The 22,552-nt window shown below is 52.3% G+C and carries 27 protein-coding genes; 20 read left to right on the top strand and 7 right to left on the bottom strand.

Annotation, left to right across the window (positions count from 1 at the left end):
- From MWU62_RS03365 to MWU62_RS03355, 3 genes are read right to left on the bottom strand one after another with little or no spacing between them, the layout of a single operon-like run.
- On the bottom strand, positions 1 to 1,314 hold the full coding sequence (locus tag MWU62_RS03365; protein ID WP_247113771.1) for a 2-oxo acid dehydrogenase subunit E2: 1,314 nt from the start codon (positions 1,312 to 1,314) through the stop codon (positions 1 to 3).
- 26 nt (positions 1,315 to 1,340) lie between these two features.
- On the bottom strand, positions 1,341 to 2,318 hold the full coding sequence (locus MWU62_RS03360; protein ID WP_200367423.1) for a transketolase C-terminal domain-containing protein: 978 nt from the start codon (positions 2,316 to 2,318) through the stop codon (positions 1,341 to 1,343).
- Position 2,319: 1 nt separating this feature from the next.
- Positions 2,320 to 3,504, bottom strand: a complete 1,185-nt coding sequence (locus MWU62_RS03355) for a thiamine pyrophosphate-dependent dehydrogenase E1 component subunit alpha (RefSeq protein WP_247113509.1) — start codon at positions 3,502 to 3,504, stop codon at positions 2,320 to 2,322.
- A gap of 328 nt (positions 3,505 to 3,832) precedes the next feature.
- Between MWU62_RS03355 and MWU62_RS03350 the strand changes: the two genes are divergently transcribed.
- From MWU62_RS03350 to trxC, 3 genes are read left to right on the top strand one after another with little or no spacing between them, the layout of a single operon-like run.
- Positions 3,833 to 6,409 carry a DUF2339 domain-containing protein gene (locus MWU62_RS03350; protein WP_247113508.1) on the top strand — a complete coding sequence of 859 codons (2,577 nt, stop codon included), beginning with the start codon at positions 3,833 to 3,835 and terminating at the stop codon, positions 6,407 to 6,409.
- Between the two features lie 29 nt (positions 6,410 to 6,438).
- The gene (locus tag MWU62_RS03345) at positions 6,439 to 6,822 is read left to right on the top strand and encodes a DUF2750 domain-containing protein (RefSeq protein ID WP_247113506.1); all 384 of its coding nucleotides are present in this window, start codon (positions 6,439 to 6,441) and stop codon (positions 6,820 to 6,822) included.
- Between the two features lie 33 nt (positions 6,823 to 6,855).
- Positions 6,856 to 7,296, top strand: a complete 441-nt coding sequence (trxC, locus tag MWU62_RS03340) for a thioredoxin TrxC (RefSeq protein WP_247113504.1) — start codon at positions 6,856 to 6,858, stop codon at positions 7,294 to 7,296.
- Positions 7,297 to 7,429: 133 nt separating this feature from the next.
- On the opposite strand, the gene MWU62_RS03335 is transcribed toward trxC, so the two are convergent.
- Positions 7,430 to 7,582: a phage integrase N-terminal SAM-like domain-containing protein gene (locus MWU62_RS03335; protein WP_281494792.1), complete on the bottom strand. Its 153-nt coding sequence runs from the start codon at positions 7,580 to 7,582 to the stop codon at positions 7,430 to 7,432.
- Between the two features lie 755 nt (positions 7,583 to 8,337).
- On the opposite strand from MWU62_RS03335, the gene MWU62_RS03330 reads away from it, so the two are divergent.
- The 6 genes from MWU62_RS03330 to MWU62_RS03305 all read left to right on the top strand — a co-directional run bounded on the left by MWU62_RS03330 (position 8,338) and on the right by MWU62_RS03305 (position 11,110).
- Positions 8,338 to 8,550 (top strand): hypothetical protein, encoded by a 213-nt coding sequence (locus MWU62_RS03330; protein WP_247113503.1) that lies wholly within the window; start codon positions 8,338 to 8,340, stop codon positions 8,548 to 8,550.
- 126 nt (positions 8,551 to 8,676) lie between these two features.
- Positions 8,677 to 9,018 carry a ribonuclease E inhibitor RraB gene (locus tag MWU62_RS03325; protein WP_247113501.1) on the top strand — a complete coding sequence of 114 codons (342 nt, stop codon included), beginning with the start codon at positions 8,677 to 8,679 and terminating at the stop codon, positions 9,016 to 9,018.
- Positions 9,019 to 9,120: 102 nt separating this feature from the next.
- A complete protein-coding gene (locus tag MWU62_RS03320; RefSeq protein ID WP_247113499.1) occupies positions 9,121 to 9,615 on the top strand; it encodes a hypothetical protein in 495 nt (164 codons plus the stop codon).
- Positions 9,616 to 9,773: 158 nt separating this feature from the next.
- Positions 9,774 to 10,052, top strand: a complete 279-nt coding sequence (locus MWU62_RS03315; RefSeq protein ID WP_247113498.1) for a type II toxin-antitoxin system RelE/ParE family toxin — start codon at positions 9,774 to 9,776, stop codon at positions 10,050 to 10,052.
- A gap of 10 nt (positions 10,053 to 10,062) precedes the next feature.
- Positions 10,063 to 10,377 (top strand): HigA family addiction module antitoxin, encoded by a 315-nt coding sequence (locus MWU62_RS03310; RefSeq protein WP_247113496.1) that lies wholly within the window; start codon positions 10,063 to 10,065, stop codon positions 10,375 to 10,377.
- A gap of 472 nt (positions 10,378 to 10,849) precedes the next feature.
- Positions 10,850 to 11,110, top strand: a complete 261-nt coding sequence (locus MWU62_RS03305) for a hypothetical protein (protein WP_247113494.1) — start codon at positions 10,850 to 10,852, stop codon at positions 11,108 to 11,110.
- On the opposite strand, the gene MWU62_RS03300 is transcribed toward MWU62_RS03305, so the two are convergent.
- On the bottom strand, positions 11,088 to 11,258 hold the full coding sequence (locus tag MWU62_RS03300) for a hypothetical protein (protein WP_247113492.1): 171 nt from the start codon (positions 11,256 to 11,258) through the stop codon (positions 11,088 to 11,090). The two genes, MWU62_RS03305 and MWU62_RS03300, sit on opposite strands and share 23 nt — an antisense overlap.
- A gap of 56 nt (positions 11,259 to 11,314) precedes the next feature.
- Between MWU62_RS03300 and MWU62_RS03295 the strand changes: the two genes are divergently transcribed.
- From MWU62_RS03295 to MWU62_RS03285, 3 genes are all read left to right on the top strand, one after another.
- Positions 11,315 to 11,494 (top strand): hypothetical protein, encoded by a 180-nt coding sequence (locus tag MWU62_RS03295; protein ID WP_200365431.1) that lies wholly within the window; start codon positions 11,315 to 11,317, stop codon positions 11,492 to 11,494.
- 159 nt (positions 11,495 to 11,653) lie between these two features.
- Positions 11,654 to 13,138, top strand: a complete 1,485-nt coding sequence (locus MWU62_RS03290) for a hypothetical protein (RefSeq protein WP_247113490.1) — start codon at positions 11,654 to 11,656, stop codon at positions 13,136 to 13,138.
- 103 nt (positions 13,139 to 13,241) lie between these two features.
- Positions 13,242 to 13,940 (top strand): crotonase/enoyl-CoA hydratase family protein, encoded by a 699-nt coding sequence (locus MWU62_RS03285; protein ID WP_247113489.1) that lies wholly within the window; start codon positions 13,242 to 13,244, stop codon positions 13,938 to 13,940.
- A gap of 17 nt (positions 13,941 to 13,957) precedes the next feature.
- On the opposite strand, the gene MWU62_RS03280 is transcribed toward MWU62_RS03285, so the two are convergent.
- The gene (locus MWU62_RS03280) at positions 13,958 to 14,785 is read right to left on the bottom strand and encodes a M90 family metallopeptidase (RefSeq protein WP_247113487.1); all 828 of its coding nucleotides are present in this window, start codon (positions 14,783 to 14,785) and stop codon (positions 13,958 to 13,960) included.
- 130 nt (positions 14,786 to 14,915) lie between these two features.
- Here MWU62_RS03280 and MWU62_RS03275 point away from each other — a divergent pair, with 130 nt between their 5' ends.
- The 7 genes from MWU62_RS03275 to MWU62_RS03245 all read left to right on the top strand — a co-directional run bounded on the left by MWU62_RS03275 (position 14,916) and on the right by MWU62_RS03245 (position 20,797).
- Complete coding sequence (locus tag MWU62_RS03275; protein WP_247113485.1) at positions 14,916 to 15,116, top strand: DUF1656 domain-containing protein; 201 nt, start codon at positions 14,916 to 14,918, stop codon at positions 15,114 to 15,116.
- Between the two features lie 9 nt (positions 15,117 to 15,125).
- Complete coding sequence (locus MWU62_RS03270) at positions 15,126 to 16,010, top strand: HlyD family secretion protein (RefSeq protein WP_247113483.1); 885 nt, start codon at positions 15,126 to 15,128, stop codon at positions 16,008 to 16,010.
- Positions 16,011 to 16,014: 4 nt separating this feature from the next.
- A complete protein-coding gene (locus MWU62_RS03265) occupies positions 16,015 to 18,072 on the top strand; it encodes an FUSC family protein (protein ID WP_247113481.1) in 2,058 nt (685 codons plus the stop codon).
- 23 nt (positions 18,073 to 18,095) lie between these two features.
- Complete coding sequence (locus tag MWU62_RS03260) at positions 18,096 to 19,127, top strand: low specificity L-threonine aldolase (protein ID WP_247113479.1); 1,032 nt, start codon at positions 18,096 to 18,098, stop codon at positions 19,125 to 19,127.
- Positions 19,128 to 19,226: 99 nt separating this feature from the next.
- Positions 19,227 to 19,592, top strand: a complete 366-nt coding sequence (locus MWU62_RS03255; protein WP_247113477.1) for a DUF393 domain-containing protein — start codon at positions 19,227 to 19,229, stop codon at positions 19,590 to 19,592.
- Positions 19,593 to 19,630: 38 nt separating this feature from the next.
- The gene (locus MWU62_RS03250) at positions 19,631 to 20,071 is read left to right on the top strand and encodes a MaoC family dehydratase (RefSeq protein ID WP_247113475.1); all 441 of its coding nucleotides are present in this window, start codon (positions 19,631 to 19,633) and stop codon (positions 20,069 to 20,071) included.
- A gap of 51 nt (positions 20,072 to 20,122) precedes the next feature.
- Entirely contained in the window at positions 20,123 to 20,797 is a 675-nt protein-coding gene (locus MWU62_RS03245; RefSeq protein ID WP_247113474.1) for a hypothetical protein, read from the top strand.
- Positions 20,798 to 20,815: 18 nt separating this feature from the next.
- On the opposite strand, the gene MWU62_RS03240 is transcribed toward MWU62_RS03245, so the two are convergent.
- Positions 20,816 to 21,670 (bottom strand): PA4780 family RIO1-like protein kinase, encoded by an 855-nt coding sequence (locus MWU62_RS03240; RefSeq protein WP_247113472.1) that lies wholly within the window; start codon positions 21,668 to 21,670, stop codon positions 20,816 to 20,818.
- Between the two features lie 286 nt (positions 21,671 to 21,956).
- Here MWU62_RS03240 and yeiP point away from each other — a divergent pair, with 286 nt between their 5' ends.
- Entirely contained in the window at positions 21,957 to 22,523 is a 567-nt protein-coding gene (gene yeiP, locus MWU62_RS03235; protein ID WP_247113470.1) for an elongation factor P-like protein YeiP, read from the top strand.
- Positions 22,524 to 22,552: the final 29 nt, after the last annotated feature.

Raw genomic sequence — 22,552 nt, 5'->3', positions numbered from 1 at the left:
TTAGCCCATGTGGAGAAGCATGGTTTGCGGTGATTCCAAGTAGCTCTTCCACAGGTTGTTGAAGCGAGCGATGGTGCCGCCATCAATAATGCGATGATCTCCTGCCCAGCTGATGGTCATGATGGAGCGTTCCACCACTTGACCGTTGGCATCAAAGCGCGGCAGCTTCTGTGTACGACCCAAGGCCACGATCGCCACTTCCGGCGCATTGATAATGGGCGAAGCATAGGTGCCGCCCAGTGCGCCAATGTTGGAAATGGTGATGGTGCCGCCTTTGAGATCTGCCTGACTGACCCGACCTTCCCGGGCGGCTTCTGTTAGGCGGGTTACCTCGTCGGCAATTTCCAGCAAGGTTAGCTGGCCCACGTTTTTAACATTAGGTACAAGTAGCCCGATTTTACTGTCTACCGCCATCCCAACGTTACAACTCGGCTGGTAATGGATTTCGGTAATGTCCTCGTTAATCTGGCTGTTGAGTATTGGGTACTCACGCACGGCTAGAGCTATGGCCTTCATAATGAAAGGCATCAAGGTTAGGCGGGAGCCTCGGGCTTCAGCTTCCGGTTTTAGCTGCTGGCGCAGGTTCAGCAATTCCGTCACATCAATGTCTTCGCTGAAGTTGAAGTGCGGAATGGTAGATGCAGACGCCACCATGCGCTTGGCCATCACAGCCTGCATACCCTTGATGGGTTCTACGCGAACCTCTTGGCTTTGTTCCGGCCTATGTGGCTTGCTTGTTGAGGCTGACGAACGCTCTGCAGCAGGCTGCTCAAGGTGCGATAACACATCTTCTTTGAGCACACGGCCGTCTTTGCCAGAGCCTTCGATATCCGACAGCGTCAGCTCATTCTCGCGCACCAAGCGGCGTACCGCAGGGCTGGCGGGAATTCGTTGCCCGTCTTGTCGTGTTGAGGGAATGGCAGCAGGTGTCTCTGCAGACTCTGGGCTGGCTTTTGGCTCAGAGCTATTTTTCGACTCAGGGCTGCTTGTCGGCTCAGGGCTGCTCCCGGACTCGCGGCCCTTCTCGGGCTCGTCGCTTTTACTTGCGGCGCTGGCCTGACCATCCGAGTTTTCACCGCTCTCATCCACCAACTCAAACAACGGCGCGTGTACTTTGGCTATGTCGCCTTCTTTCCAGTACAGCTTGGTAACCCGACCCTTATAGGGCGCTGGGATTTCCACCAACGCTTTGTCAGTCATCACTTCTGCAACGGGCTGATCCTCTTCGATCAGGTCACCTTCACTCACCAGCCACTTAACCAGTTCACATTCCACGATACCTTCGCCGATATCGGGCAGTATAAAATCGCTCATCATTGTTCTCCTGTCCGGATATCCGCTTAGAATTCGACGCTTTCCCGAATGGCCTCATAGACCTTCAGGTGGTTGGGGAAGTGCTCTTTCTCAAGCACCAGCGGGAAGGGGGTATCCATCCCGGTAACCCGTGCGATAGGCGATTCCAGATAGAGGAAACAACGTTCCTGAATCGTTGCGGCTATCTCGCCGGCAAAGCCTCCCGTAAGAGGTGCTTCGTGGGTGATGACCAAACGCCCAGTTTTAAGTACGGATTCAGCGACGGTTTCTACATCCCAAGGCAGGATGGTGCGCAGATCAATGACTTCGCAGGAGAAGCCTTCTTTTTCGGCCATTTCGACCGCTTTATCGATCACTTCCATTTGCGCGCCCCAGCCCAGCACCGTTACATCGGTGCCTTCTTTGAGGACTTCGGCTTCGCCCAGAGGCAGTTGATACTCGCCCTCAGGCACTTCGCCAACAGAAGCCCGGTACAGACGCTTTGGCTCGAAGAACAGGGTGGGGTTGGGGTCGTTGATGGAGGCCAGTAGCAGACCTTTCGCCTGGTGCGGGTTGCGTGGCACCACAATTTTCAAGCCCGGGGTGTGGGCGAAGTAGGCTTCAGGTGACTGGGAGTGATACAAACCACCGGCTATGCCGCCGCCGTAGGGTGTTCGGATGGTCAGGTTGCCCACATTGAACAGGTTGCCCGAGCGGTACCGGAACTTTGCGGACTCGTTAACAATCTGGTCGAAGGCGGGGAATATGTAGTCGGCAAACTGAATTTCGGCTACCGGGAACGAGCCTTGGGCCGCCAGACCGTTAGCGAAACCGATAATGCCTTGTTCCACCAGAGGCGTGTTGAAACAGCGGTCTTTGCCGTACTTTTGTTGCAGGTTGCTGGTGGCGCGGAATACGCCACCAAAAACGCCCACATCTTCACCAAAACACAAAACTTTGTCGTTAGCAGCCATCGCCAGATCAAGGGCGTCGTTGATGGCTTGCAGCATGTTCATCTTGGCCATGTTATGCCCCTCCCTGAACGTGAATAGCCGACTTGGGGTACTCATCGGGATATTTGCGAATGTGTGCCTTTAATTTTTCAAACTGCGCGCTCAGCAGCGGGGGCACTTCGTCGTAAACATCCGTTACCAGAGTTTCCAGCGGGGGCGGTGGCAGTTTTTGGGCCCGCTTCATGGTTTCGAGCACTTCGCGGCGCAGGCGTTCCTGCAACTCTTTCTCTTCACCCTCACTCCACCATTTTTTCTTGGTGAGCCAGTTTTGCATGCGCAGAATGGGGTCTTTTTCGCGCCACACAGCTTCTTCGTCTTTGCTGCGATAACCCGAAGGGTCATCCGATGACGAATGGGCTGCCAGCCGGTAAGACATGGCTTCGATCAAAACCGGGCGGTTCTCTTCAACGGCAAGCTTGCGGGCGGCTTCAGTGGCTTGATAAACGGCCAGAATATCGTTGCCGTCTACGCGAATAGTGTCCATTTTGTAGCCAAAGCCACGGGGCGCTATGCCATCGGCGGCAAACTGTTCGTCAGCAGGGGTGGAAATGGCATAGCCATTGTTGCGACAGAAGAAAATTGCAGGGACGCGGTGTACAGCGGCCATGTTTAGGCCGGCGTGGAAGTCGCCTTCCGAAGCGGCGCCCTCACCGAAGTAGACAATGGTGCAATGCCCATCCCCGGCCATTTTCTGGCCATAGGCGTAGCCGGTAGCCTGTGGAATCTGGGTGGCCAGAGGAGATGAAATGGTCATGTAGTTGAGCTTGCTGGAGCCATAGTGAACCGGCATTTGGCGGCCCTTGCCGTAGTCTTTCTCATTGCCGAACAACTGGTTCATGAACTCGTCAATGGTAAAACCACGATAGGCCAGCGCGCCTTGCTCACGGTACTGCGCCATAATCATATCCGCATCGTCGAGCGCTGCGGTACTACCAATAATGGCAGCTTCTTCGCCGGTGCACTGCATGTAGAAGCTGAGGCGGCCTTGGCGCTGAGCACCCAACATACGCTCGTCCAACACGCGGGTAGTAACCATGGCGTGGTAAATTCGCAGGGCCTTCTCTTTATCAATGTCAGGAGCTTTGCCACCTTTGTAGAGGGAGCCGTCCTGCTTGAGAAGTTTGAAGGTCGGTATGCGATATTCCGCACCGTCCGTAAAAACAGGGGTATAAACGGTTTTGGATTTTGTTGTTGTCATAATCCTCGTCCTGGGGTGATGGCTTGAGGAACAGAATGCCCCTTATGAGGGCCTCGTTAAATTATGGAGCCTTGTCCTATCTGCCGGTGTTTTTCCAGAGTATAGAACGCAATATGCAACCCTGCCGGTGTTGCGACAGGCTCCTTCTGCCAATTTTTCCGGTTTGGGTAAAACCGAGTCTTATTGGTTGACGTTGACCTTAACGTAAAGTGCGGCTTTTGGGTAGTGTCCTTTTTGGGTGAGCTATTGCTCCGAAAAAGCTAGACTGCCAGGCTGCACCATCGGCTTGAATTGCACCGGACGGGATTCTTAAAAAAGGTAAAGGGATTTGGAAGCGATACTTATTTTGCTTGGCGTTGGACTCGCACTGTTCATACCTGTGGGCTCTGCCCTGGGCCTTCTGGCTTTCCTAAAGCGGAATGAGCAAGACGCTCGTATTGATGTGTTAAAGGCCGAGGTTGCTTCGCTGGGTCTTGAGCTGAACGAATTGCGTTCGCATGTTAAACAGGGGCAGGCTTCAGGCGCCCAAGAGCAAGACACTCAGACGTCGGTTTTTGTTAAGCCTGCCGAAGTGATAGTGAGTCAGCCTGAGGAGCCAGAACCCGAAAAAACACCAGAACCAACGCCGCATACTCCAGTTGCGCCTCGTGAGTCTTCTCCTGTGGTGGCCGCCCTAAAAGAAAACTGGATGGTTTGGCTAGGTGGCCTAAGTGTCGCGCTCGCTGGCATTTTTATGGTTAGCCATTCCATTAACGCCGGGCTGATTGGCCCTGTGCAGCAACTGTTGCTCGCCCTAATTACGGGCGTTGCCCTGCACGCTGGCGCGGAATACCTGCGCAGGCGGCACGTGAGTACAGATCAGGTGTTTGCCGCCTTGGCGGGTGGGGGCAGTATTACGCTATACGCCGCATTGCTCGCCGGTGTTCACCATTACCAGTTAATCAGCCCGGTTGCCGGGTTGATTATGCTCGCGGTTGTCTCCTTAGCCACCATGGTGTTGGCTCTTGTGCATGGCCCATTGTTGGCCATTATGGGGCTGAGTGGTGCCTATATTGTGCCTCTGCTTATCGGTGGGGAAGACGGCAGCGTCGCCTTTGTGCTCTCGTACAGCCTCCTGATTACGGTCAGTTCTCTATTGTTAATGCGTTACATTTTTCGTGATTGGCTTTGGTATGCCACGCTGGCCGGGGCCTTGCTTTGGTGGGCTGCCACTGTGGCTGCAGCGCCTACTGAACTGCCGACGGCCGTGTATCTGACCACTTTGTTTATTGTTTTTGCGTTTTTGCCGGGACAAGAGCAGGCAGCCCCTTCACGTTTGCGCGAGGCACTTCTGCCGCTATTGGCAATCTGGGGTATTTCGATTGCACATCAATCTGGTGATAACCCGGCGTTTTGGAGCTGGCTGCTTATTCTGCCTGCTGCAAATTTGATCCCTCAGAGCCGGAGTACGCTGTGGTTTTTGCCGTGGGGTGCCGTGTTAGCCAGTGCTGCGGGTTGGCTGTTGTACATGGGTCGAATGGATGGCGATCTGTTTTATCTGATGCAGATTCCCATGGCACAGCAAGCTGGCTTTGTCAGCTATCTGATTGCTGCCGCCATCACCACCACTGGTTTAGGCCTCTGGCTGTGGGGACGCTATGCTGGCCAGCGACGCTGGGCCTCGTTGACCCTGCTTTCGCCGCTGGTATGGCTGGTGCTTGGCTGGCTGTTGCTGCAGGGCTATGGCGCAACATCGGTTGTTTGGGCGGTTGCCACCTTGGTGCTTGGGGCAATATACGGCGTTCTGGCCTGGCGGATGGAAGGGCAGGCCCGTTATGGGAGCGGCGTGGTCTGGGCCTTGATGGCAGCGCACGTAAGTTACTCACTAGCGACCGTGATGGCCTTCCGTGAGGCATCACTCACTCTGGCCTTATCGGTTCAGTTCGTTAGCCTTACCTGGCTGGCCAGGCGGTATCAGATGCCTGAGCTGTACCTAATGTTAAAAGGCGTGTTAGCTCTGGTTGTTGCAAGGCTTACCTTCAACCCCTGGTTGCAAGGATATGATGCCAGTGTGCACTGGTCGCTTTGGACTTATGGCGGCGCCACTCTGCTGGCAGCTGTGGCTACAAGGCTTGCGGAGAAAGGCCATTCTATTCGCCCTTGGTTGGAAGGTGCCACTCTGCATTTGCTGGTGTTGTTCCTGGGCACAGAGCTGCGTTACTGGTTGTACGATGGCGATATATTTGCTCACGAATACAGTCCGATCGAAGCAACCATGAATACGCTGCTTTGGGGTGCTCTCAGTGTGACTTATGCGGTTCGGGCAAAATCCAGTCAGTCATTGGCTTGGCTCTACCGACTGTTCTCATGGGTTCTGCTGACCCTCTCCGTTATCAGCTACCTAACTCTGACCACTTTGCATAATCCTTGGTGGAGCGGTGACTTCATTGGCAGCACGCCCATCTTCAATATGCTCTTGCCTGCTTTTGGTGGTCCGGTACTTTTGGCTCTTGTTATCAGCCGGTTCCCGCAAATTGCGCCCAAGCTTTGGTCACTGTGTGTTGCTGGGGCAGGGTTCCTTCTATTCACTGCTTTGCAAATTCGCCAGCTCTGGCAAGGGAGCGATATCGAACTTTGGCATGGCGTAACAGAGGGGGAGCTGTATACCTATTCCGTAGTCGGCATGGTCTACGCCATTGTGGCAATCCTGTACTCCACTGTTTATTCCACGAAGAATGCCCATATTATCTTGTATAAGGCTGGCATGGCTTTGTTGGGGATTGTAATTGGTAAAATTTTCCTTATCGATATGGCTGGCTTGCAAGGTTTGTGGCGCGTTGCGGCCTTTATGGGGTTGGGGCTCGCCCTGCTTGGCCTTGCATGGATGTACCGAAAAGCGCAGCGTTCCAGTACCCAAGCTCCGTAAGCTAAATTTATAAAACAGAGAACCAGACTATGAGTGATGAGCAGTTAACCAGCGTACTCGAAATGGATGGCGAAGAGAGATACGACTACTTTCTAAGCGCTGTTCTGGAAGAGCGGGAGATCTGGATCCTTGTTAATTCCGATAGCCGCTTTCTGTCCATCGTTTCAGAAGACGATGGCGTGGCCCACCTCCCGGTTTGGCCCAGCTCGGAGTTCGCGGTTGAATATGCCAAGGGATCTGATGAACTGACTCCGAAAAGCATTTCGCTGCCGGATTTTTTCAAAAAGTGGGTGCCGGGTTTATCGAAAGACGGGTTGTTAGTGGGGGTATTTCCGGGTGCAGACAAGACCCTGTGGATAACCGAAGCGAACGAGCTGAAAAAAGACCTGCAAGATGAACTTTCCAGCTTCTAGATTTACCAACTTTGTGTATTGTGAGGTGGATGCATGAGTGACGATCTTAAACATGTGGTTTGTCCACACTGTGACAAGGTTAACCGTGTGCCTGCTGCCCGTTTGGCATCGGGCGGTAATTGCGGTGCTTGTAAACAGCCGTTGTGGCCAGAGAGCCTACTTGAGCTTACAGGGCAAAACTTTGCAGCCCATACGGGCCGCAGCGACTTGCCGGTGCTGGTAGATTTCTGGGCGAGCTGGTGCGGCCCCTGCAAAATGATGGCGCCGCAATTTGAGCAGGCAGCGCGTGGCTGGAAAGGCAAAGTGCGTTTTGCCAAGCTTAGTACGGAAGAGCACCCCGGCCCGGCAGGGCAATACAGTATCCGCAGCATCCCTACATTGATTTTGTTCCGCAATGGCCGCGAGCTCGCTCGCCAAAGTGGCGCCATGAACAAGGGCCAAATCGACCAATGGCTGCAGAGTAACGGCTGCTGAAAAGGGTAGCTCAGCGCGGGGTATAATTGAGCAGTAAATAATCTGGTCAGTTAACGGTCATATTTGTCGAACGCCCGTTTTAACTGGCCTGAACTGGCTTGTCCCGCGCCTTTTCACAAAGTTATCCACAGATTTACGGGATAACTCTTAAGCCGCGCGTTTGCCCATCACCCCGAGGCGCTCTTTTGTCATTAAAGAGAATGAACTGGCGAACCCGGCTGAGATAGGTTTTCTCGGTTCGATAGCTGTACTGCTTAGCTCTAATTTCGGTGCGAACCGGTTGCAGAAAGGTGATTTAGGCACAGCCGCACCTCCATGGCTGAAAGCTGAATGTAGCAAAGAATACCGGTTGCGACTGAGGTCAAGGCGCGAGGCGTAGCGGAGTTATACGAACGCATTCGCAAAACTCCAGAAGGCATATGAGAAATAGCTGTAACTATCTGATAAGGTTTGAAAGTAAGAGCAAGAACGGCGGAGTTATACGCCCATAGCGAGAGCGCGAACGACCCGAGAGAGGGCGTATAACACCGGCGCTAGTCTTGGCGGTTGATGCTCAAGATTCTGTTTTTATTGATAAAACCTTTTTCTTTTGAGTATATTTGAATGGAGTTTTGCGAATGAGTGATATGCGAACTCGTTCGTATAATTAGCTGTTAGAACGATATGACTCAAGAATTAGTGTCTAGGGCTTTTGAATTGCATGATTGGATTGCCGAGCGTTTAGACGGCCTGGAGTTGCACGGGGGAACGCGCTCGTCCTTGTCCATATCGTGCCATGACCTAGTGATAGAGCATCACCTCGGTATTGTGGTTTTGGTCCGTGACCAAATCTATGGCTCAGCCTTCGCACTAGTTCGTTCACTATTCGAAACTTTTGTCAGAGGCGTTTGGCTGAGGCACTGTGCAACAGATCCGGAAATTCAGAACTATCAATCCGACAGGCTGAGTTTGAGGTTTGGCCAATTAGTATCCGCCGTTGAGACTGTTCCAGGGTTTGGCGATGGGGTTCTTTCTGGACTCAAAGGGAACTCCTGGAGCGCAATGAACAGCTATACGCACGGAGGGGCACTTCAGGCAGGTCGTAGATTCTCGGGAAATAGCGTTGAGCCAAATTATGACGCTGAGGAAGTGGCAGAAGTTATACGTTTCTCAGGCACTTTTGCTCTCATGGCGTTCCAGCAAATTGCGCTTGAGGCGGGGCGCTTGGATTTGGCCGATGAGGCTATCGGGCGACTTTCGCCTGCTGAGCCATAATGGGTATCGAGGTTCTAACAAATTGTTCCAGTTCGTTCCGGGCCCAGAGGCCCTCCACCGGACGCCCTTTTCTCCGCTTCGCTGCAAAAAGGTCGCCGCTGAACAAAAGCGTTATAAGAGGGAGGCATGAACATTTTCAAGAGTCTTTTTGGAAGAGCGGATAAGGATGAGCAGGTATTGAAGGCTTTAAAGAAAAATGGCTCAGACCTGAATAAGCCGCATGAGATAGATTTCTGGTTCGATTTTAGATCGGAGGAATCTGCAAGGGCGGTTGCCAAGAAGGTTGCCGAAAGAGGTTTTGAGGTTGAAGTCTATAGAGGCGAATATGGCTTGGAATTTTCTTGCAAAGCAGTAAAGAGAATGGTTCCGAGGTTGTCTGCCATGCAAAGGCTTACCCGAGAATTTGAGTCAATTGCAGAGCAACATGCTGGAGTTTACGATGGCTGGGGCGCGGAGGTTGTAACTTAAAAAAAGTTATAACCATGCAAGTCACGGCGACGGTTACTGCATTGCGGCTTCGCCTCCATTCCGCAACCGCGCGTGCTTAGCGGCGTTAGATTGGTCGAGCACATGAATCGAGCATTAAAATTTTCGTTGATTGGCTTGGCTTGTGTTCTGTCAGGCGTGCTGGCTCTTTTATTTCACTTGGCGGCCGGGGCCACGGTGGTTCAAGAGTATTTCGATCACGAAGCGCCTGAAGAGCTGGATTTTTCGTTTAGCTATTGCCGCGCGAATTCTCAGGTTAACGAGAGCAAGATCGTATGGCATGAGGATGTTGCAGTCATTGATATAACACTGTCGCCAAACTGCGGCACTTCCTGGCTCTTCGGGAACTATAAGGTTCTTGAATCTGAATCTGGAACACTGGTACTTGGTTACAAGAGCATTGTTCCCTCTATTATCGGATGCGACTGTGGATACCCAGCCACCTATCGGATCGCTGGTTTGGAGAAAAAGGACTACGAAATAGAGCTACGCGAGTATGCGTTCATCAATAAACCTCCCTGGCTTCTGCGCAGCTGGATTGAGATGGGACCGGACGTAGTCGAAATTGAGGAATTTTGAGAGCAACCTAACAAATGGTTGTAGTTCGTTCCGGCCTTCGGCCTCCACCGGACGCCCTTGTCAGGGCGCCGTTTATTGCTGGTGTTATGCCTTTCTCCAGATCCATCCGTCAGATAATAACGCTTGACGTTAATAGCGCGCCCCGTCATCATTAAGCCATGATCATATCGTTCAAGTGTAAGGATACCGAGAAACTGGCAAGCGGACGCCGCGTCAGGCGCTTCGTTAATTTCGAGCGAGTTGCCTTGAGGAAAATTCGGCAACTCCAAGCTGCAAGCCAGTTGGATGATTTGAAAGTACCGCCCGGAAATATGTTGGAACCATTGCATGGTGACCGCCAAGGTCAGCACAGCATTCGAATCAACAAACAGTTCCGGGTTTGCTTCCGCTGGGCCAAGGCTGGCGCGGAAGATGTTGAAATTGTTGATTACCATTAGGAGGTGGCTCATGCGCAACATTGATGCTGTCACGCCAGGCGAGTTACTCAAAGAAGATTTTCTGGAGCCGATGGGCATTTCGCAATACCGCCTGGCCAAAGAAATTGGGGTGCCGGCTCAGAGAATAGGCCAAATCATCGCGGGAAAACGTTCGATTACCGCAGACACGGACCTGCGACTCTGTCGTTTCTTTGGTTTGTCTAACGGCTACTGGTTGCGAGCTCAGGCAGCCTACGACACTGAGATTGCCGAAGATGCCCTAGAGGATCAGTTGAAGAATATTCGTCCTTGGACCGCTGTATCCGAAATCGGGCATGGGGCATAACCAGCGGCCGCACAGCGGCCGATTTTCCGCCGCTTAGCGGCTCCAAACCGGCGCGTTAGCCGGGCGTTGAGGTTGTAGGAAAACGTTGAAGGTCTGGATTCGGTTAGAGTTGATCAATAAATGTACCAGAACTAGCGACTATTCTTTTAAAGTCTGGGCCGTCATCATCGAAAACGCACCCAGATTTCACGCAGGGGCGTCACCGGGAAAAGGGGCGGGGGCGACAGTCTCGTTAGGTGTCTGACATGAAATGCACAAAATGCTTAGAAGAGTTTGAAGTTTCGAAGAGGCAAATGTTCCCCTTATTAAGGAGAGCCTCAGTAGTCTGTCCAAAATGTGGAGTACGCTACACACAAAACCATTGGCCGCCGATGATTGCAGGGTTGCTTGGTGGGGTAGTTACAACTCAACTTCAAATCAATGAAGCTGAGTATCTACATCTATTTTCATTCCCCGTGGTCTTTTCTGTAGTTTGGGTTCTATTAGCATTGAGGTGGCCGCTTCAAAAGGCTGGGTAATCAATCAGACATTGTCGGAATACATAGATAGGCAGCAACTCGAGCAAGAGCGTTGGAAACAAACGCTAGAGGCAATGGAGCCTGTCGCCCAAGGCAAGATTGTTGATGTCATCGACGATTTGAAATATTTAGGGAAATTCATTGAAGTCTGCCACCCGTCTGCGACAGCCAAAATCGCCGGTGAACAAAATCTCAGTGCGAAGCGCTACATTTGAACATGACCAAGCCTTCGTACCAGTCGGTGTCGGGCGTATAGGTAACCAGCTCCAGACGCGCATGATGGGGGCCTCCGGCGTATGAGGCGCTGGCTGACACAAGAGGGCTGAATGCCAGAACTGTTGTTTTCACAAGGCTGATATCCATTATCCTCCAGTAATGAAAAGTAGCGGGCTGAGCATTGATAGCCAAGGAGAAAATTGATGAAAGCGCTACTGATTATTCTTGCTGTTTTATTTGTGACTCTGATTGTGGTGCTGCCCCTTGTGGAAAAGTATGCCCCGAAAGACGATGGGCGGAGCAGCGGCAACCTATCGCGTTTTATTTTCCCGTTGGTTGCGGTGCTGATTATTGCGCAGATCGTTCGCTACTACTTTTTTTAGGGGCTTTTCTGGGCTTGCATTTGTCAGCCTTTTTTACACATCCTTTCAGGCCACTTGAGACAGCTTTACGCAAGTGCTCGCTTCTACCAAATAAAGAACCTCCCGGAACGAATATCGCATGCATCTAGGCTGGGATCAGCCTGAAAGGATGCACGTCTCATGAGTCAGTTTAACCCCATCATTTATGTTCGTGGCTATGCCATGACCGCCAGCGAAATAGCCGATACCGTATCCATGCCCTATATGGGCTTCAATCTAGGCGCTACAAAGGTGCGCCAATCATGGGATGGAGCCGTCTACAAACAAGTATTCGAATCGCCAATGATGCGCTTAATGAAGGATTACGGTTACACCGATGCGTTTTCCGATGGTGCCGAGGTAGACCGGGAGATTACTCATAAAACCGTTGTTATCTATCGTTACTATGACCAAGCAGATAGGGATTTTGGTGAGGGCAAGCCGCTATCCATTCCTGCTGCAGCACTGCAGTTAGGGGACTTGATACTCAATATTCGAGATCACCTATGCGGTGATGATGCAGCACTCCGGGCGGAGTTTCGGGTAAACCTCGTAGCGCATTCCATGGGTGGCCTAGTGTGCCGCTGCCTTTTGCAGAATGGCGGAATCAGTACGCCAGCTGTGCGGAAAATGGTGGATAAGGTGTTTACCTATGCCACGCCCCACAACGGCATAGAAATGGCCGGAATCAACGTGCCGGCGTTTCTTGGGCTTTGGGATATCAACAACTTTAACCGCGCAACCATGGCGGAGTATCTTGGGTTCGATGGCAAGCCCGAACGGGTAGATTCTCTCGATGGTAAGTTTGAGCCGGATCGGTTCTTTTGTTTGGTCGGAACCAACCAGCAAGATTACGGCGCTGCCAAAGGTGTTTCGAAGTGGTTGGCGGGCAAGATGAGCGATGGTCTGGTGGCTATCGAAAATGCCAGTATTCAGGGGGCGCCCAGAGCTTTCATATACCGTAGCCACAGTGGCCCCTATGGCATTGTTAATTCTGAGGACGGCTACCAAAACCTCGTGCGCTTTCTGTTTGGGGACGTGCGTATAGACGGCGTGATGGATGTGGAATCCTTACCATTGCCGCCATCTGTCGAGAAAGCGCGCAAAGAAGGCCGCAGGGTTCGCGCCTCCTATTACTTCGAGGCCACTGTATCACCCAGAGGAGCGCGCAGTTTCCGGCTGACGGAAAGGCGCAAGGAAACCTTCAGTGCGGTTTTGCGAAAATTTGACGAAATGATGAAGCCGAAAAAAGCCGGGCTGAATTCCGCCCGCTCCCCCATGTTGTTCTCCACCTTTCTTGATAGCTCAAAGATTACCGTTGAGCGGGGGCGAACGATGGTGATGACAGTTGAACTTGCGGTTTCGGCAACGGATTACTTTGTTGACGGTGCTCTATGGACAGAACATAGAGTGGAAGGGGAGTACCTATATCGTGACACGCTCACCCTCAAAATGACCCCAGCTGGGGATGGCTGGAATCTGCGTTACGTAACCACGGATGAACAGTGGAGTGAGCGCGGAGGAAGCAAAGCCGAGCTTGAGGGTGAGAGCTTTCTTATTCCTCTGTCGTCAAAGAAAGGTTTTAGCGCTCAATTGCGGATGTCACTCCAGCGGCGTAACGGCTGAGACGAGAATGACATGGATTTTGGCGAAGAATAATTTGTGGCGGCCAGCATAAGCTGGCAAAGTTCTGCGAAATCAGACTTATCTCCATTAAGAGGAAACGCCGGTGACCGACTTAGTAACCTACACACTGAACGACGGTGTCGCGACAATTGCCATCAATAACGGGAAGGCGAATGCGCTGAGCCATCAAGTATTTGAGCAGCTTAATAGCGCTCTTGATCAGGCAGAGAAAGACAAGGCCGTAGTTATTCTGACCGGTCAGCCGGGAATATTCTCCGCCGGTTATGATTTGAAAGAAATGCAAAAGGGCATGAAAGAAGCTGAAGCTCTGGTTACCGTAGGCTCAACTTTAGCCCGGCGCCTGGCAGCTTTCCCGTTACCGATTATTGGCGCATGCAGCGGCCACGCCATTGCCAAGGCGGCGTTTATCATGCTGTCGGTGGACTACCGGGTAGGTGTTGAAGGCAGTTTCAAGCTTGGTCTTAATGAGGTGGCCATTGGCATGACCATGCACTATGCAGGTATCGAAATTGCGCGACACCGCTTGGCGCCCGCGCATTTCTATCGCTCGGTTATCAACGCTGAAATCTATAGCCCGGAAGGCGCTGTGGAAGCCGGATACTTGGATGAAGTGGTTGCTCCGGAACAGCTCATGAACCGTGCGAATGAACTGGCTCAAGGCTTCCGAAAGCTAAATATGAGAGCACACGCCCAGACCAAGGTGAAAACAAAAGCCGGTTACCTTGAGCTGTTGGATCAAAGCATCAAGAAAGATTCGGAGAACTTGGGGGTTAAGGCCTAAGAGCAATTTGGGGCGAGTTAGCTCTGGGGCAACTCGCCGGTATTTATCCGATAGAAATCGCTAAGCAGGTCATACACCGCTGGCTGCTGTTCTTTCAGGTGTTGTGGCTGCTGATAAAACGTTTCTGTTAGCACAGCAAAGAACTCAGCTGGCTTTGTGGCGCCGTAGGGATCAAGCCAGCTTTTACGATGATGCCTTAGTGAGTGGCGCAGGTTGTCATAGGCTATGGTCATGGTTTGTTGCCACTCTTCGGCTTGTTCCCCGCTGAGGGGCGGCGCGCCGTCGGCGGATCCATCCAGGTAGTCTAGCTGGTGTGCAAATTCGTGAAGAATCACATTGTGTGGGCTTCTCGGTTGCATGGCGCCGCTTTCGCATTCCGCCCACGCCAGCACAACTTGCCCCAGCGATGAGGCCTCTCCGGCCCGGACTTGGTCGCTCACGCCAACCACCATCCCGTCGCGCTCCTGCGCTTGTACTCGGTACACATCCGGGTAAACAAGAATGCTGCGCACTTCGTTGTAGTCACTGTACGAGCGCATGACGGTCAAAAGGCAAGCGTGCCCAGCTATCGCTACCCGCACACGATCGTTTATCTCAAACCCGTCGCACCCGTAAAAATTCTTTTCGGCAAGGAATAGCTGAACCTGATTCTCCAGAGTTTTTTGAAGCTGTTTCGAGAGTAGGCGGTATAGAGGTACCGTTGTTTGTAGGTGTTTTCGCCAAGCTTTCGGGAAAGGTTGTCTGAGCTCCCGATCTCGCCGCCAGGAGCGGTAAAAGAATAGATAGAACACAGCCAGTGCAATGAAAATAACGGCGAAGACAGCAAAGACAGTAGCGGAGGACATCCTTCGTAAACTCGTGTCGTAAATACAGCCGTTACTCTAGCACATGCGTGCTGGCCAATTGCTTAAACGGCACCTATGATCAAACACTTGGCAGCGATTCACGGTAGCAAGAGCCGAAAGTAAGGATGTTATGCTTCACGAAATGAGTATTGGTGGAATGCTGTTCAGCCCCTTTGTGGTGCTGGTGCCTATGGCCTTTATTCTGGCTGCCTCTACGCGGCTTGTCTTGCATCATTTTAGCTTGCGCCGCTATATCTGGAAGGAAGCTTGGTTTGATGTGGGCATCTTTGTCTGTTATCTGGCCGCTATTGTTTATTTGTTCGGGGACTAAAGGGCATTCATGGGAAAGCTTGCGCGTATTGGACTGACATTATTTGTGGTAGTGGTTGCCATTGTTGCCGGGACCTGGGTGTGGGATCACTATCTGTACTCGCCCTGGACACGGGACGGGCGCATTCGCGCAGATATCATCACTATTGCGCCCGATGTGTCCGGCTGGGTAACTGATTTGAATGTAAAAAATAATCTGCTCGTTCGTAAAGGCGATCCGCTGTTTGCCATAGACGATACCCGCTACCGGGCAAGGTTCGCAGAGAGCAGCGCGCGGCTCGCCCAAGAGCGCACGGGCTGGGATCTCGCTCAACACCAATACGAACGGCGACAACGTATGGCGGATCGCCAATCCATTAGTGAAGAAAGTCTTGAGGCGTACCGCATTCGTGCCGAGACAGCCAAAGCCAGCTATCAACTTGCCCAAGCTGAGCTTGACACCGCCCGGATTGATTTGGAGCGGTCAAAAGTAGTGGCTCCGGAAACGGGCATTGTTAATAACCTCACTCTGCGCCGGGGCAATTATGTATCCCGGGGGGCTCCGGTGTTATCGCTGATTCAAAGCGACTCCTTTTACGTAACCGGATATTTTGAAGAAACCAAGCTGCAAATGGTGCACGTTGGGCAGAAGGCCCGGATTACGCTACTTTCCGGCGGTAAAAAACTAAGCGGCAAAGTAATAAGCATTGCCCGTGGTATTGCGGACTCGAATACCAGCAGTGATAGCCAGATGCTGCCGCAAGTGCAGCAAGCCTTCAACTGGGTACGCCTTGCCCAACGAATCCCGGTGGATATAGCCCTCGACCCTCTTCCGGATGATGTGATCATTAGCGCTGGAATGACGGTTTCCATTTATCTGGAAACTGACGCGGAAAGAACTCCGGAAGACGAGTAATCAAGTGGCCACAATAACGCTACCACCGCTACTGGCCCAGCTTTTAACGCCAAACAAGCGTAGCGTGATATTTGCCCTGAAAGGGGTGATATCCATGGCGCTTGCCTTGTTTGTTTCTATGTACTTGCAGCTTGATCGTCCCTACTGGGCGCTGGTTTCCGCCGTTTTCTTGCAGATTCGCCCGGAAAGCGGGTTGGTGATCGAAAAGGCTCTCTGCCAAATTTCCGGTTCTGTGGTAGGCGGTGGCGTGGGCATTCTCATCCTCGCATTTTTTATGCCTTATCCACTGCTCGCGTTAGCCTCTCTTACGCTTTGGATTGGTTTGAATTCAGCTGCATCTTCCATGGTGCACAACACCAACTTTATCTATGCCTTTGCTATGTCGGGCATGACGGCTGGTTTGGTGGTTATCATGGTCATGGCCGACCCAAGTGCTGCCGACGGCCGCGCAGTGTTTGATATTGCCCAATCCCGTATCAGTGAAATAGCCGTAGGCGCTCTCTGCGCTATGTTGGTTAGCCAGTTGTTGTGGCCGGTGACGGTAAAAGATAGCCTTCGCCTGCATTCCCGCAATGTGATCAACGATACGCTTGAGTATCTCTCGCTGGAGTTGGACCCAAACAGTACCCATGAACAGCGACATCAGCTCGCCGATCAGATTCTCGAAACTCTGGTTATTTTGAACGATGATTCCAGCGCGGTTGCCTATGAAGGGCCAGAGGGGCCGGGGCGCAGCCGAGCCGCTAACCTGCTTTGTAACAAGGTGATGTCTCTGCTGGCAGTCACACAAATTATGGGGCGATTTCCACGAAATCATCCGGATTTGGTTTCCCCTGCATTCGGCAGGCTGTTGGCGGACATGAGGGCGCTTTTCATTGCAATCGCAGAGGCTGATAGCTATGACGAATCTTACCGTCAGGCTCAGGAGTTGAGGCGAGCGCTTCTAGAGCATAAAGCCGCTTATGTGGATGAGGCCGCAATTGTTACTCGCCTTAGCCAAACGGCCGTGGAGTTGGTAGCGGATCTGGTTATGGTCTTGCGTGCCTACAATGCACTGGAAAACCGCGACCAGACATTGCTCAAAGCTTCCAAGTTGAAAACCCATAGAGACCCATTGATAGGTGTGGTTAACGGCTTTCGAACAGCGGTCGTGTTCGTGATTGGGGCAACTATCTGGTTAAGCACAGGTAGTCAGGCGGCCATTATGTTGATGATCATGCCTGTGGTGTTTTCGGTGATGTTTGCCCGCTTTTCGTTGGTGGTACTTACCGTTATGTTGCGGCACCTGTTGCTTGGCGTTGTGGTGGCGATTCCCACGGCATTGTTTTTCGGGCTGGGCCTATTGTCGAAAAGCAGCGGAGACTTTGAAATGTTGGTGCTCGTGCTTGCTGGCCCGTTTTTTATCGGTCTGTTGGCGCTTGCCGAACGGCCGACTCTGCCGTATGGGCTGGGCTTCTGCATTCCCTTTACACTTATTATTCAACCCGGCAACCACATGACGTTTAATACCGAGGTGGCAACCAGTAATGCGTTAGGGCTTTTTGTAGGTATTAGCGTTCTTTATTGGGTGTTCAAATTGATTACACCTTTGGATGGCCAAACGATGCAGCGCCGGCTGCTGAAGGCCACAGCGCGTGACCTAACTGCCATCGATTTTCAACGTCGTCCCGAAAACTGGTTTAACGGGCGTATGGGAGAGCGCCTGCTGCGGCTTGCAAATTATGATCAGGCATCGGGCAACTCAAGCCGTGTTATGACGGATTTGGGCTTTACCGGGCTCAATATAGGGCACATGTCTATCCGCTTGCGTCGGCGGATCAAAAATCATCGAAATACGGCAGTTGATGCAAAATTGGCAGAATGGCAGCAGGTACTGGCAGATACCTATTTGATGAGTGCGCGTGGCACTATGAACTCGCGGTTTAGAGAAGCCAGCGCTGGGCTTTTAAGAGCTATCTACGAAGCCAAAGAGCCAGATGCGCAAACAGCAACCATTGAGGGTATGTTCGAGCGTATGGCTTTGACGTTTGAGCGAACGGCCAAAACCTTTCATCATGCTTAAAACAAAACTAGGAGCGCTTTGCCGTGTCACGATCAGAGCAGTTTGCCAGCGATAATTACAGTGGTGTTTGCCCTCAGGCTTGGAAGGCAATGGAGGCCGCAAACAGAATGGATGAGCCCGCCTATGGCGAGGATAGCTGGACGCAGCGTGCATCAGACGGATTGCGGTCTTTGTTCGATACAGATTGCGACGTTTACTTTGTGTTCAATGGCACCGCAGCAAACTCGCTGGCCTTGGCATCTATGGGGCAATCCTTCCACAGCGTGATTTGTCATGAGTTGGCGCATATTGAAACCGACGAATGCGGTGGGCCGGAATACGCTTCCAATGGTGCCAAACTCTTGTTGGGGCAGGGTGAGAACGGAAAGCTCACTCCAGAGAGCATCGAACACTTGGTGACCAAACGCACAGATATCCACTACCCGAAGCCCAAGGCAGTGAGTCTCACCCAGGCAACGGAAGTGGGCACAATTTATACGCCGGACGAACTCCGTGATATTCGTACTCTGGCGGATCAGTACAAGTTGAATATCCACATGGACGGTGCGCGGTTTGCGAATGCAGTGGCGGCTCTGGATGTGCACCCTTCAGAAATAACTTGGAAGGTGGGTGTTGATGTACTTTGTTTCTCCGGCACCAAGAATGGTTTGGCGTTGGGAGAGGCCGTGGTGTTTTTTAATAAGGCCTTGGCTGAAGACTTTGAGTGGCGCTGCAAACAGGCAGGGCAACTGGCGTCTAAAATGCGGTACATATCGGCACCCTGGTGCGGGTTGCTGGAGAACAGTGTTTGGCTGGAAAACGCACGCCATGCCAATGCCAGTGCGAAAAGGCTTGCAGACGGACTGGCCGGGCTGCCAGGGATTAAGCTCCGGTATCCAAGACAGGTAAACGGTGTGTTTGTAGAAATGCCCGAGGTCTTACAAGCTGCTTTGCGGGCCAAGGGATGGCGTTTCTACAACTTTATTGGTGGTAGTGCGCGCTTCATGTGCTCCTGGGCCACGACACCCGCGGTTGTTGATCAGTTTCTGGCAGATGTGCGCCAGTTGCAGTCCTGACTCTGTCTTTATTAGGCTGGAGCCTAAAGGCGGAGTAAAGCCGAGTGACTGGATATGATAAGCTGTCACTCAGGCTTTCGTTGTTCTTGGAGGGCTCTTATGAATCGCACGCAAGGCAAGTTGATCGTTTTTTATGATGGCTCCTGCTCCACCTGCAGAAAGGATCGACGCTGGTATGAAAAGCTGGCGGGGAAGACCGGTGAATCGGTCGACTGGTTGGATATCACAGGCCGGGACGACGAACTGCGCCGGCAGGGCGTAGACCCGGACAAAGCGCTTCGAGAGCTGCATGTGAAGGATGATCAAGGTGAAATTCATCGCGAGATGGACGCCTACATATTGCTAATGTCGCGAGTCTTCGTGCTGAAACCGCTGGCTTGGCTGATTTCTTTACCTTTGATTCGACCCACTTTGGCAAAGCTTTATCATTCATGGGTTGAACGCCGCCTCGCTGCGCGCGCCTAAGCTTTTTACTACCATACTGAGATCCCGGAGAACCCTGAGTGACACATATTCGAGAACAGGCCGTTCGGGGTCTCAAGGCGGGCGACGTTTTTACGGTTACCCGCACCTTTACCGAGAATGACACGCTAGCATTCGGCGAAATAAGCAGGGATATGAACCCGGTTCATTACGATGAACGCTTCACTGCTGCCAAAGGGTTTCGGGGCAAAATATGCCATGGTCTGCTGGTCGGTGGCATGATTACTGAGGTGGGTGGCCAGATTGGCTGGCTGGCGTCCGGCATGAATTTTAGGTTTCGCAGACCCGTCTATTTTGGCGATACCATTACCTGTGTGTTCACGATTACCGAAGCAGATGAGACGAATCGCGCAAAGGCGGAAGCCGTGCTTTCGAATCAGTTGGGCGAGGTTGTTGTTGAGTCTTGGCTGACCGGCCTGCTTCCTTGCGAAACTGAACGGGCAATTCTCGCTCAAATCTGATTTACTCCCATCCCTAACCGCACTCCCGGTATTCTATCTTCAGAGGTTTGTATGGCTCGCTTCGAGTTGCTAGGCAATGCAATTATTCCCGGCAAGGGTACCGAACTGAGGCTGCTGCAGCGCAACGATGAATTTTCTATCCGCATTGCAGGCACCAGCGGCGAGTTAATGAATACCCGTTTGCATGGTTCCGAAGATGCGTTGGCAACACTGGCCTGCGAACGCATTGCCGATCATCCTGCACCAAAAGTGCTCATAGGTGGGCTGGGCATGGGGTTCACCCTTGCAGCTGCGTTGCATTCATTAGGCGATACTGCCGAAGTCACCGTTGCCGAACTCGTGCCTGAGGTGGAACAGTGGAATCTCGGCCCTCTGGGTAGTGCTTCAGGCTATCCGCTAAAAGACCCGCGTGCCAAGGTACACATCGGCGATGTGGTGCAGCTTATCAAAGAGTCACCAGCCAGTTACGACGCCATTATGCTGGATATCGACAATGGCCCTGAAGGGCTTACGCGAAAAGAAAATGACTGGTTGTATTCTGCTGCGGGCATTGCCGCAGCACAGGAAGCGTTGCGGCCTGAGGGCGTTCTGGCCTATTGGTCGGCCGGGCAAGATCCTGCATTTACTGAGCGCCTGAAGCGCGCGGGGCTCTCGGCAGAGGCGGTAACCGTGCGCGCCCATCGCCCGGGGAAGGGCGCAAAACACGTTATCTGGCTTGCTTGGTAAGCACTGGAACGACGAGGGTTAATCCTCGTCGTCATCCTGCATACGTTCAATCCGCTCCCTTTCTTCCTCTTTTGCCGCATCAATCACGGCCATAAGCTCTTCTACATCAGCGCTGGCGGTGTCGTGCTCAAAGCAGCCGGTCAGCTTGCTGTTGGGGTGCAGATCGCCACTTTCGTAAAGCGCCCAGATTTCTTTGCCATAGTCGGTAACAAGCAGGTCGGGTGCGTACTTGGCAAAGTAGCGACGCATATTGTCTACGTCCCGCTCTAGCATTCGCTCAGCGTTGTTATTACCCGCAGCGTTAACTGCTTGGGGCAGGTCAATAATTACCGGCCCACTGCTGTCTACGAGTACGTTGAACTCCGACAAGTCACCGTGGATAAGCCCCGCGCTCAGCATGCGAACTATCTCGGCGATAATACGGCCGTGGTAATCACGAGCCTGCTCAGGAGTTAGGGTGACATCATCAAGACGCGGAGCGGCTTTGCCATCGGCATCGGCTATCAGTTCCATCAGCAACACGCCGTCCACGAAGCCCTTGGGCTCAGGTACGCGCACACCGGCTTCTGCAAGTCGGTACAGGGCATCCACTTCGGCATTAAGCCAAGCGTCTTCCTGCTCTTTCTGGCCGTAGCGTGTTTTTTTGCTCATGGCCCTAGCCCGGCGGCTATTGCGTACTTTTCTACCTTCTTGGTACTCAACAGCCTGCTTGAAACTGCGCTTTTTTTCTTCTTTGAACACTTTTGCGCAGCGTACTTGGTCGCCACACCGCACCACGTAAACCTGTGCTTCTTTACCGCTCATAAGCTGGTAAAGCACTTCGTCCACAAGGCCGTCGTCGACCAGAGGTTGTAATCTCTTGGGTACTTTCATAACACCTTTCAGTTTAGCCGTGAGCGTGCCGACCATGCGTGCTGAGTTGGCCTAAAGTCAGGCGAGAGCAACGGTGATAGTCATAATGCTGCATAGCTTACATCAAATTGCTATTTCTTTTGCGAATCTGGTTATAGGCTCGGGAAGCTTTTACCTGAATGGCTTATAGTATCCGATCGCCCTGTATCAGCAGGGCAGGTCTGAGGGTAGAATTGTCGGGTGAAAAAAACACGCCGGCGTATGCCCGGTATGGATGCGTTTAGAGATTGTTTTGGAGCTATAAAAAATGCCTAGAGCAAGTGAAATTAAGAAAAATTCTGCAGTTGAATACGAAGGTCGGGTGTATTTCGTCAAGGATATCGAGCGCTCTGTTCCTCAGGGGCGTGCTGGCGGAAGTCTATACCGTATGCGGATGTACGATGTAGTTACGGGCAATAAGATCGACGAAACCTTTAAAGATTCCGATATGCTGAATCTTGCCGATCTTGTGCGCAGGCCCGCCACTTTTTCCTACTCTGATGGCGATGAATACGTCTTCATGGATAGCGAAGACTTCACTCAGTACAGCTTGAACCGTGAAGCGATTGCCGACGAGTTGCTGTTCATCACTGAAGACACTCAGGGAGTAATGGTGATTCTGGTGAGTGAATCCCCGGTTGCCTTGGCTCTGCCACCAACCGTTGAGCTCGAAATTGAGGAAACAGATCCATCGGTTAAAGGCGGCTCTGCGACTGCTCGTACCAAGCCGGCAAGAATGGCTACTGGTTTGGTGGTTCAGGTTCCTGAGCATATCTCCACGGGTGATCGTATTAAGATCAACGTGGAAGAGCGCAAGTTTCTAAGCCGGGCATGATCTGGTAGCGTTCTGAAGTTGCCCTGAGT

The organism is Marinobacter sp. S6332 (assembly GCF_023016045.1).
Classification (GTDB): Bacteria; Pseudomonadota; Gammaproteobacteria; order Pseudomonadales; family Oleiphilaceae; genus Marinobacter.
This window is presented reverse-complemented; position numbering and strand designations above follow the sequence as displayed.